14 protein-coding genes, 1 tRNA gene and 1 pseudogene are annotated in these 13,959 nt (G+C 70.7%); 10 read left to right on the top strand and 6 right to left on the bottom strand.

Features of this window, described 5'->3' with window-relative positions; genetic code table 11:
- The first annotated feature begins 12 nt into the window (after positions 1 to 12).
- From ACWCRJ_RS33800 to ACWCRJ_RS33780, 5 genes are all read left to right on the top strand, one after another.
- On the top strand, positions 13 to 240 hold the full coding sequence (locus tag ACWCRJ_RS33800; RefSeq protein ID WP_450942870.1) for a hypothetical protein: 228 nt from the start codon (positions 13 to 15) through the stop codon (positions 238 to 240).
- Positions 237 to 683 carry an Asp23/Gls24 family envelope stress response protein gene (locus tag ACWCRJ_RS33795; protein WP_450942869.1) on the top strand — a complete coding sequence of 149 codons (447 nt, stop codon included), beginning with the start codon at positions 237 to 239 and terminating at the stop codon, positions 681 to 683. Before ACWCRJ_RS33800 ends, ACWCRJ_RS33795 begins: the two co-directional genes overlap by 4 nt.
- Entirely contained in the window at positions 680 to 1,375 is a 696-nt protein-coding gene (locus ACWCRJ_RS33790; RefSeq protein ID WP_450942868.1) for a DUF6286 domain-containing protein, read from the top strand. Before ACWCRJ_RS33795 ends, ACWCRJ_RS33790 begins: the two co-directional genes overlap by 4 nt.
- Positions 1,376 to 1,384: 9 nt before the next feature.
- Positions 1,385 to 1,978: an alkaline shock response membrane anchor protein AmaP gene (amaP, locus tag ACWCRJ_RS33785; protein WP_450942867.1), complete on the top strand. Its 594-nt coding sequence runs from the start codon at positions 1,385 to 1,387 to the stop codon at positions 1,976 to 1,978.
- Between the two features lie 363 nt (positions 1,979 to 2,341).
- The gene (locus ACWCRJ_RS33780; protein WP_450942866.1) at positions 2,342 to 2,512 is read left to right on the top strand and encodes a hypothetical protein; all 171 of its coding nucleotides are present in this window, start codon (positions 2,342 to 2,344) and stop codon (positions 2,510 to 2,512) included.
- A gap of 595 nt (positions 2,513 to 3,107) precedes the next feature.
- On the opposite strand, the gene ACWCRJ_RS33775 is transcribed toward ACWCRJ_RS33780, so the two are convergent.
- Together ACWCRJ_RS33775 and ACWCRJ_RS33770 are read right to left on the bottom strand one after the other, a co-directional pair.
- The gene (locus ACWCRJ_RS33775; RefSeq protein WP_450942865.1) at positions 3,108 to 3,500 is read right to left on the bottom strand and encodes an ester cyclase; all 393 of its coding nucleotides are present in this window, start codon (positions 3,498 to 3,500) and stop codon (positions 3,108 to 3,110) included.
- A 201-nt stretch (positions 3,501 to 3,701) separates the two neighbouring features.
- Positions 3,702 to 4,307: a TetR/AcrR family transcriptional regulator gene (locus ACWCRJ_RS33770; protein ID WP_450942864.1), complete on the bottom strand. Its 606-nt coding sequence runs from the start codon at positions 4,305 to 4,307 to the stop codon at positions 3,702 to 3,704.
- Between the two features lie 148 nt (positions 4,308 to 4,455).
- Here ACWCRJ_RS33770 and ACWCRJ_RS33765 point away from each other — a divergent pair, with 148 nt between their 5' ends.
- On the top strand, positions 4,456 to 5,427 hold the full coding sequence (locus ACWCRJ_RS33765; protein WP_450942863.1) for an aldo/keto reductase: 972 nt from the start codon (positions 4,456 to 4,458) through the stop codon (positions 5,425 to 5,427).
- 225 nt (positions 5,428 to 5,652) lie between these two features.
- Positions 5,653 to 5,776: pseudogene (locus ACWCRJ_RS33760) on the top strand (tyrosine-type recombinase/integrase); the annotation flags it as partial.
- Between the two features lie 55 nt (positions 5,777 to 5,831).
- On the opposite strand, the gene ACWCRJ_RS33755 reads toward ACWCRJ_RS33760, so the two are convergent.
- Both ACWCRJ_RS33755 and ACWCRJ_RS33750 read right to left on the bottom strand, forming a co-directional pair.
- Positions 5,832 to 5,907: transfer RNA gene (locus ACWCRJ_RS33755), tRNA-Arg, on the bottom strand.
- A gap of 192 nt (positions 5,908 to 6,099) precedes the next feature.
- On the bottom strand, positions 6,100 to 7,206 hold the full coding sequence (locus tag ACWCRJ_RS33750) for an ABC transporter permease (protein WP_450942862.1): 1,107 nt from the start codon (positions 7,204 to 7,206) through the stop codon (positions 6,100 to 6,102).
- A 311-nt stretch (positions 7,207 to 7,517) separates the two neighbouring features.
- On the opposite strand from ACWCRJ_RS33750, the gene ACWCRJ_RS33745 reads away from it, so the two are divergent.
- From ACWCRJ_RS33745 to ACWCRJ_RS33735, 3 genes are read left to right on the top strand one after another with little or no spacing between them, the layout of a single operon-like run.
- Positions 7,518 to 8,669, top strand: a complete 1,152-nt coding sequence (locus ACWCRJ_RS33745) for an ABC transporter ATP-binding protein (protein ID WP_450942861.1) — start codon at positions 7,518 to 7,520, stop codon at positions 8,667 to 8,669.
- A 3-nt stretch (positions 8,670 to 8,672) separates the two neighbouring features.
- A complete protein-coding gene (locus tag ACWCRJ_RS33740; protein ID WP_450942860.1) occupies positions 8,673 to 9,485 on the top strand; it encodes an ABC transporter permease in 813 nt (270 codons plus the stop codon).
- Between the two features lie 2 nt (positions 9,486 to 9,487).
- The gene (locus ACWCRJ_RS33735) at positions 9,488 to 10,414 is read left to right on the top strand and encodes an ABC transporter permease (protein ID WP_450942859.1); all 927 of its coding nucleotides are present in this window, start codon (positions 9,488 to 9,490) and stop codon (positions 10,412 to 10,414) included.
- Positions 10,415 to 10,544: 130 nt separating this feature from the next.
- On the opposite strand, the gene ACWCRJ_RS33730 is transcribed toward ACWCRJ_RS33735, so the two are convergent.
- Both ACWCRJ_RS33730 and ACWCRJ_RS33725 read right to left on the bottom strand, forming a co-directional pair.
- Positions 10,545 to 12,275, bottom strand: a complete 1,731-nt coding sequence (locus ACWCRJ_RS33730; RefSeq protein ID WP_450942858.1) for an IclR family transcriptional regulator domain-containing protein — start codon at positions 12,273 to 12,275, stop codon at positions 10,545 to 10,547.
- Positions 12,276 to 12,594: 319 nt separating this feature from the next.
- Entirely contained in the window at positions 12,595 to 13,896 is a 1,302-nt protein-coding gene (locus tag ACWCRJ_RS33725; RefSeq protein ID WP_450942857.1) for a M6 family metalloprotease domain-containing protein, read from the bottom strand.
- Between the last annotated feature and the right edge of the window lie 63 nt (positions 13,897 to 13,959).

Genomic DNA, 13,959 nt, shown 5'->3' with positions numbered 1-13,959 from the left:
AAGGAGCGCGAAATGAGCAGGGCCGTGGTGGGCTTGATGGCCGGAATGGCGCTGGGTTTCGCCGCGTATTTCGGTGACTTCTGGGCTTTCCTGCTGGTGCTGGTGCTGGGCCTCGTCGGTCTCGTCATCGGGCGGCTCACTGAAGGTGATCTCGAACCGGGCGACTTCGTCCGCCGCCGGGACCGGCAGGATCGGATCCGAGACGACCGGCGACAGGCTCGGGGAGACTGGCGGCGGTGAGCGGGGAAGCCGATGAGCGCCCGGGCGTCCCCCGCGGGGAGCGCGGGGCGACCATCGTCACCGAGCGGGTCGTCGCGAAGATCGCTGCCCGGGTGGCGCGCGAGGCGCTGAGCCGGTTCACCGAGTCGGCCGGCCACGTACCTCCCGGCCGCCGGACGCCACACGTGAGCACATCCGTACGGCGGGCGCCGGAACGGACCGACGCGGGACGGGACGCCGACTCCGCCGCCGGACGGCAGGCGGTGCTCGGCGAGGCACGGCTGCACATCACCGTCGAGATCGGCTATCCGTCCGACATCGGGGCGCAGTGCGCCGCGGTGCGCCGGGAGGTCACCGAGCGGATCAGGGCATGGGCCGGCATGGAGGTGTCCGACCTCGCGGTATCGGTCGAGCAACTGCACTCGGCGCATACGCGGCACACGGACCGGGAGAGGGTGCGATGAGCGCGAACACCTCGCGGCAGCCGACCGGTGACAGCGACCTCTCCTCCGGTCCGGGACAGGCGGCTCCGTCCGCCGACGGCACCCCGGGGGCAACCGAGGGCGCTACGAATACGAAGGTGAGCGACGGATCAGGCCCCTCGGCGCACCGTTTCTGGTCGTCGCGGCGGATTCCCGCGGCCTTGGCAGCCCTGCTGTCCGCCGCGGCCGTCGGATTTCTCCTGTACGACGTGGTCGCGGTGCGGGCAGGCCGGAATGCGATGCGCTGGCGGCGGCGGCTCGCCGAGGAACTGGCCACACGGCCCCTGGACGACGTCTGGATGATCGTCGGGGCCGCGGTGGCGATGGCCCTCGGCCTGTGGCTTTTCCTGCTGGCGGTGACGCCGGGACTGCGCAGGCTGCTGCCCATGCGGCGGCCCACAGGTATCCCCGGGACAGAGGACGTCCGAGCCGGGCTCGACCGCCGCGCGGCCGCCCTGGTACTGCGCGACCGGGCCATGCAGGTGTCCGGTGTCCAGGAGGCACGGGTCGCTGTCGGCCGCCGGAAGGTCAAAGCCCGGGCACGGGCACATTTCCGCGATCTTGAGGAGGTCCGCTCGGACCTGGACGCCGAGCTGGGCGAAGCCGTGACGTCCTTGGGCCTGGCCCGGCAACCCACACTGGCCGTGCGCGTCCGGCGCCCCAAGAAGGGCTGAGGTGATCCGATGCTCAAGACGGCGAACCGGGTGCTGCTCGCACTGCTCGGCCTCGGACTGTTCGCCCTGGGCGGCGGCGTGCTGCTGGGCGCACTGGACCTGCAGCGCCACTGGGATTTCGACGTGCCGGACTGGTGGCCCTTCCGTGGGCCGGACGACGTGGTGCTGGGCACCGAGGGACGCACCCGGTGGCGGGACGAAGGCTGGTGGTGGCCGACCGTCATCGCGGTCCTCGCCGTGCTGCTGGCCTTGCTGCTGTGGTGGCTCCTCGCGCAACGCAGACACCGCCTGGACCGGGTCCTCGTCGACAGCGAAGACGGCGCGCCGGCCCGGCTCAACGGCCGCACGCTGGAGAGGGTCATCGAGGACGAGGCACAAGCCCTGGACGGGGTCTCACGGGCTGATGTCCGGTTGACGGGCCGCCGTACCGCTCCCACCGCACGCGTACGGCTGCTGCTGGAGCCTCACGCCGATCCAGCACGGGCTCTTGGGCAACTGAGCCGCGAAACACTCGCACACGCACGGGACTCGGCCGGTCTGGACCGCCTCCCCTCGAAGGTCCGACTCCGCGAAGCCCGCCACCGCGCCAAACGCACCGCCTGAGAACCCCTGGGCCAAGCCTCATGGGGGTACCGGCCGCGAGGCGTCCAGGATTCCTGGAACCCGAGCGTTTTGGCACGCGGAGGAGCAAACGAACAGCACGCTGCCTGGCGCACTCGCGTCGCTGACGGCGTGCGCGAAGACACCGGCCTTGGTTGTCGTCGGCATCGCCCTGAGAACCCTGAGGTCGGTGGGGCACGCCGTCGGCGGAGGCCGCCGGCACCCTGATGACGGCCCCGGCGCACCAGGCCGTCACCAGGGTGCTGGGGGGCCGACGCGACATCGAGCACAGGCCCGGCCCCCTGTCCTGCCGTAGTCGAGAGAACACGCAGATCTCGCACGGTTCCTTCCAGGAGGCATCCCGTCATGGTTCTCTTCCTGATCCTGCTCATCGCCGGAATCGCTCTGGTGGCCATCGGCGCGGCCGTCGACGGCGTGCCCTACCTGATGTCCATCGGCGTACTGCTTCTCATCGTCGACCTGCTCCACCTGGCGGCCCGTTCCATCTGGCGTTCCACCCGGCGCCCGGCCCGTTGACTGGCTCCCCGCCGATCACGTCATGGCCGGCACGTCGCCCCCCAACGCCAGTCACCACAAGGGGCTTGGTTCGAGGGGGACATGGGCACGTCGGCCGGTGAGCGGGCCAGGGTGAGGGTCTGGTCTTGATCGAAGGGGCAGGCGGTGGCCATGGCCGGTTGGTCGGTAGTGGTGTTCGTGTTGACCGCTTCCGGAGTGCCGATCCTGCGCCCCTTCGGGTCCACGACGTCGTGGGTCGCGCCACTACCGGACATCGGCGGAACGGATCCTGGCCCCGGCGGCCGCGTCCGCCGTGTGCCAACGACCCCGGCGTATACACACCGGGGTCGCCCTTCCGGGCCGGTCGCACGTGAGAGTGTGCCGACCCGCTTTCATGCTATTCCTGGTGCACATTTCAGGCATCCGGTGTCTCGCGGTTCTCGTGCCCATTCGGTTCCGCGCGGTCCGGGCAGGGCTTTCGCCCTGCGTCAGCCGAGTTCCTCCTCCCCGCTTTCCATGAGCCGGATCCCCTGGTGTGTCAGCATGACCATCCCCGGCCGCCCAGCCTCCCGTGGCGCTCAGGCCGACGATGCCGACGCCGATCGGCGTACGGGGGTCAGGCACCGAGCTGCCGCCTCAGGGTCTCGGCGTCGTGCAGGGCCGTCATGTGCACGAAGCGCCCGTCACGAACCTGGTAGGTGGCGTACTCGACGATCTCGAACGAGGCGCCGGTGGGAGCCACGCCGAGCCACTCCTTGGCGGGCGTGCCCGTGTTGGTCAGTCGGGCGGCCAGGCGATCACCATCGACCGCGATCTCCCGGGGCTCCCAGTGGAAGTCCGGGACCGCGTCGATGTCGCCGTTCAGCACAGCGATGACCTGGTCCCGAGTGCCCGGCTCGCCGTTCAGGGTGGTCTCGTCGTTGATGAACTCGTCCATGCGGTAGATCTCGTGGGCGTTGAGCGCCCCGATGTAGCGCAGGTAGAACTCGCGCAGGTCGGTGTCGGACATGATCCCCTTCTTCGGCCCCCGGAGCGGAGGTCATGCTCGGTGTTTCGCGACGGCTCTTGACGGTTTCGTCACGGTGATCGTCGGCAGGGGAGGAACCACTGCCCGAAACTTCTGTCCCGGACGGTACAGAAGTTTTGCCGCATCGTCACGGCGCTCATGCGCGGAGAATGTCTCACCGGGGCGAGCGAAGGGGTGCAGCCGCTATGCGGGCCAGCCGAGCAGCGCCGTGTCGACGATCTCATCGAGCTCGGCAGGACCGAGGCCGTTGGCGGCTTGCACCGCGATGCCGAAACCCATCGTCATGACGAACCGGGCAAGACGCCGAGGGTCTGCGTCGCGCGGAAGATCACCCTCGTCGACGGCGCGCCGGAAGCGCTCCTCAAGGCGGACCCCCGCGTCGTTGCGCCAGTCGACAAGCAGGTCGTGGACGGCCCGGCTCTCGTCGCTCGACGCCAGCGCACCCTGCACGGTCAGGCACCCGGAGGGGCCGCCGGGAGGGGTCGTGGTGCAGACCGCTCCGCGGAGGAACGCCAAGGCCACAGCCCGCGCGGTGGGCTCCTCCAAGGCGCGCGTGGCGTAGGCGGCCGGCCCCGCGCCGTAGCGCTGGAGGGCCTTGCGGAACAACTGCTCCTTGTTGCCGAAGGCCGCATACATGCTCGTCTTGGTGATCCCCATGGCGCCGGTCAGTTCGGCGAGGCTTGCGCCTTCGTACCCTCGCGCCCAGAACACCCGCATCGCGCGTTCCAGCGCCTGGTCGATGTCGAATCCACGAGGCCGACCCATGACGGCCCTACGGGAGTTACCCATCCCGCAAGCGTACCTCTCGGTACAGATCTGCGCTGACCAGCAGTTTCATCCCGCCCGAGTGGCGAACGCAGTTCAGTACCGGTCGGTCTTGATGTGCTAAGGTTCTGCACCGATCGGTACTTAATTAAGGGGAAGGGAAGTCCGCGCCATGAAAACCGTTTCGCTCGGCAGCCTCAAGGTCTCGCGCATCGGTCTCGGAGCCATGGGAATGTCGGCGTTCTACACCGGCGCCGGCCAGTTCGACGACGAGTCGATCCGCACGATCCACCGCGCTCTGGACCTCGGGGTCACCCATATCGACACCGCTGAGGGGTACGGCCCCTTCATCAACGAGGGGCTGGTCGGCCGAGCCGTGCAGGGGCACCGAGACGAGGTCGTGCTGGCGACCAAGTTCGGACTGATCTCCCACATCGGTGGCTCGGCTCCGGACAGCACCCCGGCCAACATCCGCCTGGCCGTGGAGGGATCACTGAAGCGCCTGGGCACCGACTACATCGACCTCTACTACCAGCACCGGGTGGACCCCGGCACGCCCATCGAAGAGACCGTTGGCGCGCTGGCCGAACTGGTGGCCGAAGGCAAGATCCGCCACATCGGCCTGTCGGAGGCCGGCCCCGCCACGATCCGCCGCGCTCACGCCGTGCATCCGGTCACCGCGGTCCAGTCCGAATACTCCCTGTGGACCCGCGACCCGGAGGCCGGGATCCTGCCCGTCCTGCGCGAACTGGGTATCGGCTTCGTGCCGTACTCCCCGCTTGGCCGCGGCTTCCTGACCGGCAACATCCGCTCCCTGAACGATCTTGACACCGACGACTGGCGCCGCACCAACCACCGCTTCGCCGACGGCAACCTGGAACGCAACCTGCGAATCGTCGACGAAGTCCGGGCCGTAGCCGCCGAGATCGACATCACGCCCGCGCAGGTCTCCTTGGCCTGGCTGCTAGCCCAGGGTGACGACATCGCGCCCATCCCCGGCACCAAGCGAGTCGCCCGGCTGGAGGAGAACGCCGCCGCCGACCACATCGAGCTCACCGCCAGCCACGTCGCCCGCCTGAACGATCTGCCCCAGGCCTCCGGCGAGCGCTACGACGCGGACAACATGGCCGCCATCGACCGCTGATCGAAGACTTACCACCGCTTCGCCCACCTCAAAAACTGGTGCGTGCTCGGCGAAGTCCGCACCGACCTGACCTGGGCGACCGCCCTGGTCAGGGCCCTGCTCGTCCTCACGAACCACGAAGTGTCCCGGTGGCCGACGATCTTCACCGAAGTCATCCACCCACGAGCATCCCGAACCCGGCGCACACCAGACCCATGACCAGCAACTTCACGATGCACAGTGCTCAGCCAGATCAGCATCACGATGGACGTGTACACGCACGTCGTGCAGGACACCCAGCGCGAGGCCATCAGCCACCATGGATCGGCTGCTCAAGAGGCGGCCGGTTGCGAGTGGCCGCCCGCGTTGATGTCAAAAGTAGATGTCAAAGGCCCCGGACCATGATCGGTCCGGGGCCTTTTGGCTGGTGCCCCCGGCAGGATTCGAACCTGCGACACCCGCTTTAGGAGAGCGGTGCTCTATCCCCTGAGCTACGAAGGCAGGGATCTGTCGGAAACGTGCAGGAATATAGAGGCTGATGCCACTGATCCCGGACACATCGATCCACTGATCCGGCGGTGTGCCAGCGGACTGGCACGCCGCCGTCAGTGTAGCGGGTGGGGGTGAGCGGGCGAGGGGGTTACCCCGCCCGGCGCCGGCGAGGCGGCTGCCGGCCGTCGGCTGGGCAGTGGGTTACCTGCTCGGCTCACCTGCCGTGCCGAGGGTGATGTCGTCCGGATCCACCGAGCTGTCGGACGTCACCGTCCCCCGTCGCTCCCTCCACCACGCCGCGAACGGGGCCAGCGCCGCGCCGACCACCGCGTACGCGCCCAGTACCCACCAGGCGGCCGTCGTGGCGTGGGCGTCGAAGTACACGGTGTTGCGGACCAGCGTGGTGCCCGCGCCCGGAGGCAGGGCCTGGCCGATCGCGCTCCAGAAGCCCGGCAGCAGGACCGACGGGTAGACGCCACCCGCGCTCGGGTTGCCCAGCACCACGAAGAGCAGGATGGTCAGGCCGGTGCCCATCATGCCCAGCAGGGTCTGGAGCGCGAGCGAGGTCGCGGCCGATGCGAACACCACCAGCGTGCCGATCCCCGCCAGCGCCCAGAAGTGACCACTCAGCGCGTCGAACACCGGGCCCACGATCACCGCTCCGGCGACCCCGGACGCGATCGCGTACAGACCCAGCGCGCCCAGTCTGATCACGATGCGGTGCCGGTTGGCCGGCTTCGAACCGCTCGACATGTTCAGGATCGTCGCCGTCAAATAGCCGCCGACCACCCAGCCGAGCACCAGGTAGAAGGAGGCCATGCCGCGTCCGTCGCCGGTGTTCGGGGCCTGGATGTCGATGACCGCGACCTGCCGCTTCTGCGAGGTCTCTATCCTCTGGGCGAGTTGCGTGGCGGTCTGAGACACCGAGGGTCCGCCGGCAGAGGCGACCAGCAGCGTGTCCTTCGTGCCGGTCGCGTCGAACAGGAAGGCGGCGTCCACCGTCCGGTTCATGATCTGCTTCCGCGCGGCGGACTCGCTCGCGACGGCGGTCGCGTTCACCGGGTCGCCGTCCAGCCCGTCGAGCTGGGCGACGATCTGCGCGGCGGCCTCCGCCGGGGCCACCACCGCCACCGGCATCCGGTGCGGCGTGGGGGAGTGGAAGGCGCCCAGATAGGAGACGGTGAAGGCGAGTTGTATCAGCAGGCCGCCCAAGACGAGCCCGAAGGCCCGGAAACTGATCGCGTCCCGTAGTTCGAGCAGAAAACTCCCTGTGGGGGAGCCGGACGGGGTGGGGGAGTCGGCGTTCATGGCGCGCATGATGTCAGGCGCCGTTCTCCACCAGCGCGCTGGCCCGCGTACGCGCCGGTAACCCTTCGCCGCACCTCGGAGGGCGTGGCGAGGGACAGGCAGGAGGGAGCGGGAGCAGGAAGACTTTCGCACTCCCCGGCCTCGGCGTGGCGGGTTGCCTGGGTGAATGAAGTCGGTGATCTCCGAGGGCGGCGGCCGCCTGCAAAAAAGTCGCTACCGCCCGCCGCCTCACCGGGCCTAGCATTGCCGCCGCGATTCCGGACGCCGTTCGGTGTATCGAACTGCCTACGAGTGGGACGGATGTGTGGCCGTTGTCTGCGGTGATCGAGGCGCGCGGGCTGTCCAAGGTGTTTCAGACGACCGTACGGCGGCCCGGCCTCGCGGGGGCGCTCAGATCGCTCGTCAGTCCGCAGCGCGTGGCCAAGGTCGCCGTGCAGGACGTCGAATTCAGTGTGGGCAAGGGGGAGTTGCTCGCCCTGCTCGGTCCCAACGGGGCCGGGAAGTCCACCACCATCAAGATGCTCACCGGCATCCTGACGCCCACCTCCGGCGAGGCGCTCGTCGCCGGGGTCGTCCCGCATCAGGACCGGGAGCGCAACGCCCACAACATCGGGGCCGTGTTCGGGCAGCGGACGCAGTTGTGGTGGGACCTGCCCGCCCGGGATTCGTTCGAGATTCTCCGGGACATCTACGGGGTTCCCGAGGGGCAGTTCCGGGACCGGATCGAGGAGTTCGACGGGCTGCTCGAACTCTCCGAGTTCTGGGACACCCGCGTCCGGCACCTGTCGCTGGGGCAGCGGGTCCGGTGCGATCTCGCCGCCTCCCTGCTGCACGACCCGCCCGTCGTCTTCCTCGACGAGCCCACCATCGGCATGGACGTGGTGGTGAAGGAGCAGGTACGGCGGTTCCTGCGGCACCAGGTCGAGCAGCGCGACCGTACCGTCCTGCTCACCACGCACGACATGACCGAGGTGGAACGGCTCGCCGAGCGCGTCGTGCTGATCAACCACGGCCGCATCGTCCTCGACGGCTCGCTCCAGGAGATCCGGCGCCGCTTCGGCGGCACCTGGCAGGTCCGGGCCACACTCGCCGACCCGGCCGACGTCGAGGCGGTCGGGGCGGTCGGGGCGGTCGGAGCGGTCGAGGGGAGCGATGGGAACGGGCGCGGTGCGGGGGCGGGGGGCACCGGGGTGCCGCTGCCCGGGTTCGCCGGGATCGGGGTGCTGCGCCGTGACGGGCCGCGGGTCGTGTTCGGGCCGGTCGGTGAGGACGCGCCCAGCGTGCACGAGGCGCTCAAGGTGATCATCGGGCGGTTCCGGGTCGCGGACCTGGCGCTGGAGGAGAACGACCTCGAGGACGTCATGCGCGCCGCCTACCTCAGCGACCTGCCCCCGTCCGGCACACCGGTCGACGACACCGGCCCACCCACCGCCGCCGTCTCCGCCGCCCCCCGGGGCCGTTGAGCCATGCAGCCCACCACCCTCTCCCGCGCCCGCCGCGTCTCCTGGATCACCCCCCGCGGCGAACTGCTCGCCCCGCCCCGGATGACCGCCACCGCCATCCGGCTCCTCGTCCAGGTCTGCCTGGTCGTCTACCTCTGGCGCGGGCTGTACGCGAACACCGACTCCAGCGCCGGGCTCGACGAGACCCAGGCCGTCGGCTACGCCGTACTCGCCGTGCTCGCGAACCGCATCCGCGGTCTCGACCGGCGCGCGGGCCGCGACACGGTGATCCAGCACCTGCACTTCGGGACGATCGTCTACTGGTACCTGCGGCCGATGAAACCCCAGCGCTACTACGCGCTGCGTGCCCTCGGCGACCAGCTGTACGGCTTCGGCTGGGTGCTCGCCGGATACGTGCTGTCGCTCGTCGTCGGGGTCGTCGCCCCGCCCGCTTCGGCCGCCGTCGCCGGTGTCTTCGCGGTGAGCATGCTGCTCGGCCAACTGGTCCTTTACTACGTGATGATGCTGGTCGACCTGCTGTGCTTCTGGACCCTGCGCAACGAGGCGGCCCTGATGATCCTCGTCTTCGCGCAGAACCTGCTCTCCGGCGTGTACGCCCCGCTCTGGTACTTCCCGGACTGGTTCATCACGCTCAGCGCGTTCCTGCCGTTCCAGGCGACCCTCGGCGTACCGCTGTCCATCTATGTCGGGCGGATCGGCGTCGGCGACGCCTTCGGGCAGATGGCGGTACAGGCCGTCTGGATCGTGCTGCTCGCGCTGCTCACCCGCCGGCTCTGGGAACGGGCCGGCCGACGCGTCGTGGCCCAGGGAGGATGACCATGACGACGACCGGACACGAATCCGCTCCCGACGGGACCGCCCCACACCGGGTCGCTCCCGACGGGACCGCCCCACACCAGGTTTCCCACGAGACCGCTCCCCACCGGACCCCTCCCCACGGACCGGCGCACGCCTGGCGTGTCGTGTGGCGGATCACCAGGCTCAACTTCAAGGCCCGGCTGGAGTACCGGGGCGAGTTCCTGATGAACGTCGCCGTCGGGGCGATCTGGCAGGTCTCCATCGTCGTCTTCGCCTCGGTGCTCCTCACGCGGTTCCCCGGACTCGGCGGCTGGTCCAGCTCCGACGTGCTGCTCATCGCCAGCATGCGCATGCTGGCCCATGGGCTGTACGTGCTCTTCCTCGGCCGCGTCCAGTACATGCAGGTCCTCGTCCAGGAGGGGGTCGTCGACCCCTGCCTGATCCGCCCGATGCCGGTCTACCGGCAGGTCCAGCTGGCCTTCTTCCCGGTCAACGCGATCGGCGACCTGGTCGTCGCGGCCGGGCTGTTCGTCGCCGCGCTGCAGCGCAGCTCCCTCGACTGGACGGCGGGCCGGATCACGTACGTGCTGGCCGGTGTGCTCGGCGGCATGCTGGTCGAGGCCGCGCTCTTCACCGCCCTGGCCGCCGCCGCGCTGCACTTCCCGGCCACCGCCTACTGGAGCCAGTGGCTGGAGGAGCTGATGGGGACCTTCGGCAGCTACCCCCTCAGCATTCTCCCGAGGGCCGTGTCCGCCGCGTTCACCTTCGTCGTCCCGCTCGCCTTCATCGCGTACTTCCCCGCCGGCGTACTGACCGGCCACGGCGACGCGATGGGCGTACCGGAGGCGCTGGCGGTGGCCTCCCCCCTCATCGGTCTCACCGCGTTCGTCCTGTCGAGGCTGCTGTGGAACTGGAGCCTGAGCAGGTACACGGGGGTCAACGGGTAGGCGGGCAGCCCTTGCGCATGCCCGGCGCCGAAGTGCTCCCGAGGTGCTGCCGAGGTGCCCCCCAGGCAAGGGTCCCCCCAGGCAAGGGTCCCCCCAGGCAAGGGTCCCCCCAGGCAAGGGTCCCCTCAGGTCAGACCTCCGGGACGCGGCGGAACATCCCCGCCACCGCCAGCTCCTCCTCGATCCGCCCCACCGCGTCCCGCAGTTCGGGCAGAACCTCCTTCACACACTCCTCGACCGAACGCCGACTGCTGTGCATGGCGACGTTCACCGCGGCGACGACCCGCCCGCCCCGCTCCCGCACCGGCACCGCGACGGACCGCAGGCCCTCCTCCAACTCCCCGTCGACGAGGGCGTATCCGGCGGCCCGTACCCGCTCCAGGACGGTCAGCAGTTCCGGCCGGTCGGTGAGCGTGTGCGGGGTCAGCGGGACGAGACGTTCCGGGGGCGGGAGTGGGGCCTTCGGGAGGAGGTCGGCGAGCATGACGCGGCCGAGCGAGGTCGCGTACGCGGGCAGCCGGGTGCCGAGGGTGATGTTGACGCTCATGATGCGGCTCGTGGCGACCCGAGCCGTGTACTGCACCTCGTCCCCGCCCCCGGTGAGGACCGCGAGGGACGCCGAGTCGTGGACCCGCGCGGAGAGTTCGGCCAGGTGCGGCGCGGCGATGCGGGGGAGGGGGAGCATCGACAGGGGCGGGAAGCCCAGGCCCAGTACGCGGGGCGTGAGCCGGAAGACACGGTCGTACGACTCGACGTACCCGAGGTGTTCGAGGGTGATCAGCGCGCGCCGGGCCGTCGCGCGGGCGAGCCCGGTGGCCCTGGCGACCTCCGTGAGGGTCAGTTCGGCGCGCCCCTCGCCGAACGACGTGATCACGGTCAGCCCCCGGGCGAGGGACTCGATGAACTCCCGGCCCAGTTCCTGCTTGGAGGTGCCGGTCCAGGCGGCGAGGCCGGAGGGGGCCGAGGTGTCGCCGCGCGCGGCGGTGGCCGGCGGCGGGGGGTCCCTCAGCTCCCGCAACTCCCGTTCCATCGCCGCCACGGCCACCCGCAGCCGTGGCAGCAGTATCGACCGCAGGGACTCCGCCGTGTGCCGGCTCGTATGGCTGACGACGTTCGCCACACACGCGATCCGTCCCGTACGGGGGTCCCGCACGGGTACGGACACCGCGACCAGCCCCGGTTCGATCAACTGGTCGTCCAGTGCCCAGCCCTGGGCGCCCGCCCGTGCCGTACGGTCCTCGAAGTCGTCGTACGCGCCGGCGCGCGGAGGCACCGCCGGGAAGCCGCGGCCCTCCGGGTCGGCCGTGCGGCGGGTCCGCCACCGGGCCCAGTCGGCCGGCTCCCACTCGGTGGCGAACAGCGGGCCGGGTGCGGTGCGTTCGGCGGGCAGGAGGTCGCCGATGCGGAAGCTGAGGGACATCGCGCGGCGGCGGGTCGCCTGGTGGATGAAGCGGACGCCGTCCCGGTCGCGGACCGCGAGGGACACCGACTCGTCCAGCTCGTCGGCGAGGGCGTCCGCGTGGGCGTCGAGGAGGCGGGGGAGGCGGAGGGCGGCCAGGTAGGCGTTGCCCAGCTCCATCAGGCGGGGGGCGAGGACGGCGTCGCGGCCGTCCAGCCGTACGTAGCCCATGCGGGCCAGCGTCGCCGTGATCCGGTCGACCGTGGAGCGCGCGAGTCCGGTGGCCTTCTCCAGCGCGCTCGGGCTCAGCGTCCCGTCCGCGTCGGTGAGCCGGCGCAGCACGGTGATGCCCCGCATCAGGGGGGCGACGGCTTCGGCGGGCGCGGGCGCGGGTGCGGGTGCGGGTGCTGACGTCGGCGCGAGGGCGGGGGCCGGGGCCGGGCTCGGGACGTTCGGGAGCATGGGTTCACGGTAATGCGGCCCGCTCGCGCCGCCGCGCGGGGCGCCTCTTGGCTCGGGGGTACGGGTGCGTCGGCGGGTGCGGGCCCGGTGGGGCTTCTCGCGCAGTTCCCCGCGCCCCTGAAAAGCAGGGGCTGCGCCCCGTGCTTTTCGGGCCCGGAGGGCCGTCGTCTTTCATCCGGACTCATATCTGACCCAGGACCCGCACCCGACCCCGGACCCATATCTGCCCCCGCACCCGACCCAGGACCCCACCGCCCGTACCCCCCACCCCCCCACCCCCCACGCCGCACATCCCCGCACCCCCCGCACCCCCCACCCGTCACCCCCGCCGAACCACCACCCGATGGCTCCCCTCGGCATCCACCCCCGCCACGGCGATCTCCACCTCCGCCCGTGCGTCCTTGAACGTCTCGCCGGCGACGAGCGGCGCGTCGGACAGCTCCGCGTGGACGTTGGGGCTGCGCGTGCACCCCCCGCTGTCCCGGCGGGAGTCGTGCACCTTGATGGGCCCGTTCCCGGTGTCGACCGTCGCATCGACCCGGTACACGAGCACACCCGGCCGGCACACCGCCGCGTCGTTGCCCGCCCGCGTCCGCAACTCGGCGACGTACGCCGTCCGGGAGCTGAGCGGGACGACGACCAGCTTCGCGCCCCCGGCGGTGGCGAGCGGGGTCAGCGCGTACTCGACCGCGCCGGCCGTCGCCACGCAGCCGACCTGTGTCTCGTCGAGCCACCCGAGCTTCCACTTGTGCCAGCCCAGCAGATCGTTCTCGACGCCCCAGTCCTCGCTCATGATGTCCCAGTGCCCGACGGCGCCCCCGCCCTCGTGGGTGTAGAGGTCGGGCAGCCCGAAGACATGACCGTTCTCGTGGGGGAGGACCCGGTACCCGGTGTCCGCGTACGAGCCCGAGCCGTCGTCCTGGCGGCTGTAGACGAACGACGCGTTGGCGACCGGCACGCCGTCCGCGATCGGAGCCTCCCGGTTGCCGGCGAAGGTCACCGACAGGACGGTGTCGAGGGCGGAGGGCCCCGCGTTCGGGGTGACGAGGACGTTGATGAGGTCGTACGCCCGGAAGTCCACGAGCGGATCGGCGGCCCGCACCATGTCCTGGACCAGCCGGCGGTAGCCGGGGTCGAAGGGGGCGCCGCGCTCTATGCCGTACGAGCGGAAGGACTTCGGCATCCGCAGCCACTCGGTGAGCGGGGCCTCGGGGCGGTAGTCGATACGGCCGTAACTGCTGGTCCTGAACCACTTCTGGGTCTGCGGGGCGAACTCCGCGAAGCGGTCCATCGCGCTGCCCTCGCCGGGCGCGTCGGAGAAGTCGATCATCAGGTTGAGGGCGCGGACCGTGCCGGTGGAGCGGGCGTAGCCGGGCGGGGTCGGGATGCCCTCGGACATCTGGGTGCCGAGCGGGCCGCGGATCATGCAGGGGTTGAGCGCCGAACCCCGGACCAGGGCCGTGGCCCCGGCGGCCGTCGTGGTTTCCTTCGCCACCAGGTGCCCCGTGCCGGCGGAGGTGCTCACCGCGAGGGTGAGGGCGGTGACGGAGGCGAGCGCGACGACGCGGCGCGGACGTATCCGGCGCGCGGGTATCCCGTTTCGGCGGCACGGCTGCTGCATCCACGCGCCCTTCGCTCCACGGCAGCCGTCCGTGACGAGGCTGTCCTCCTTCGATCACCCTGG

Source organism: Streptomyces sp. NPDC002324, assembly GCF_053593335.1.
The sequence above is the reverse complement of the archived record's forward strand: the minus strand, read 5'-3'. Positions and strand labels throughout refer to the sequence as shown.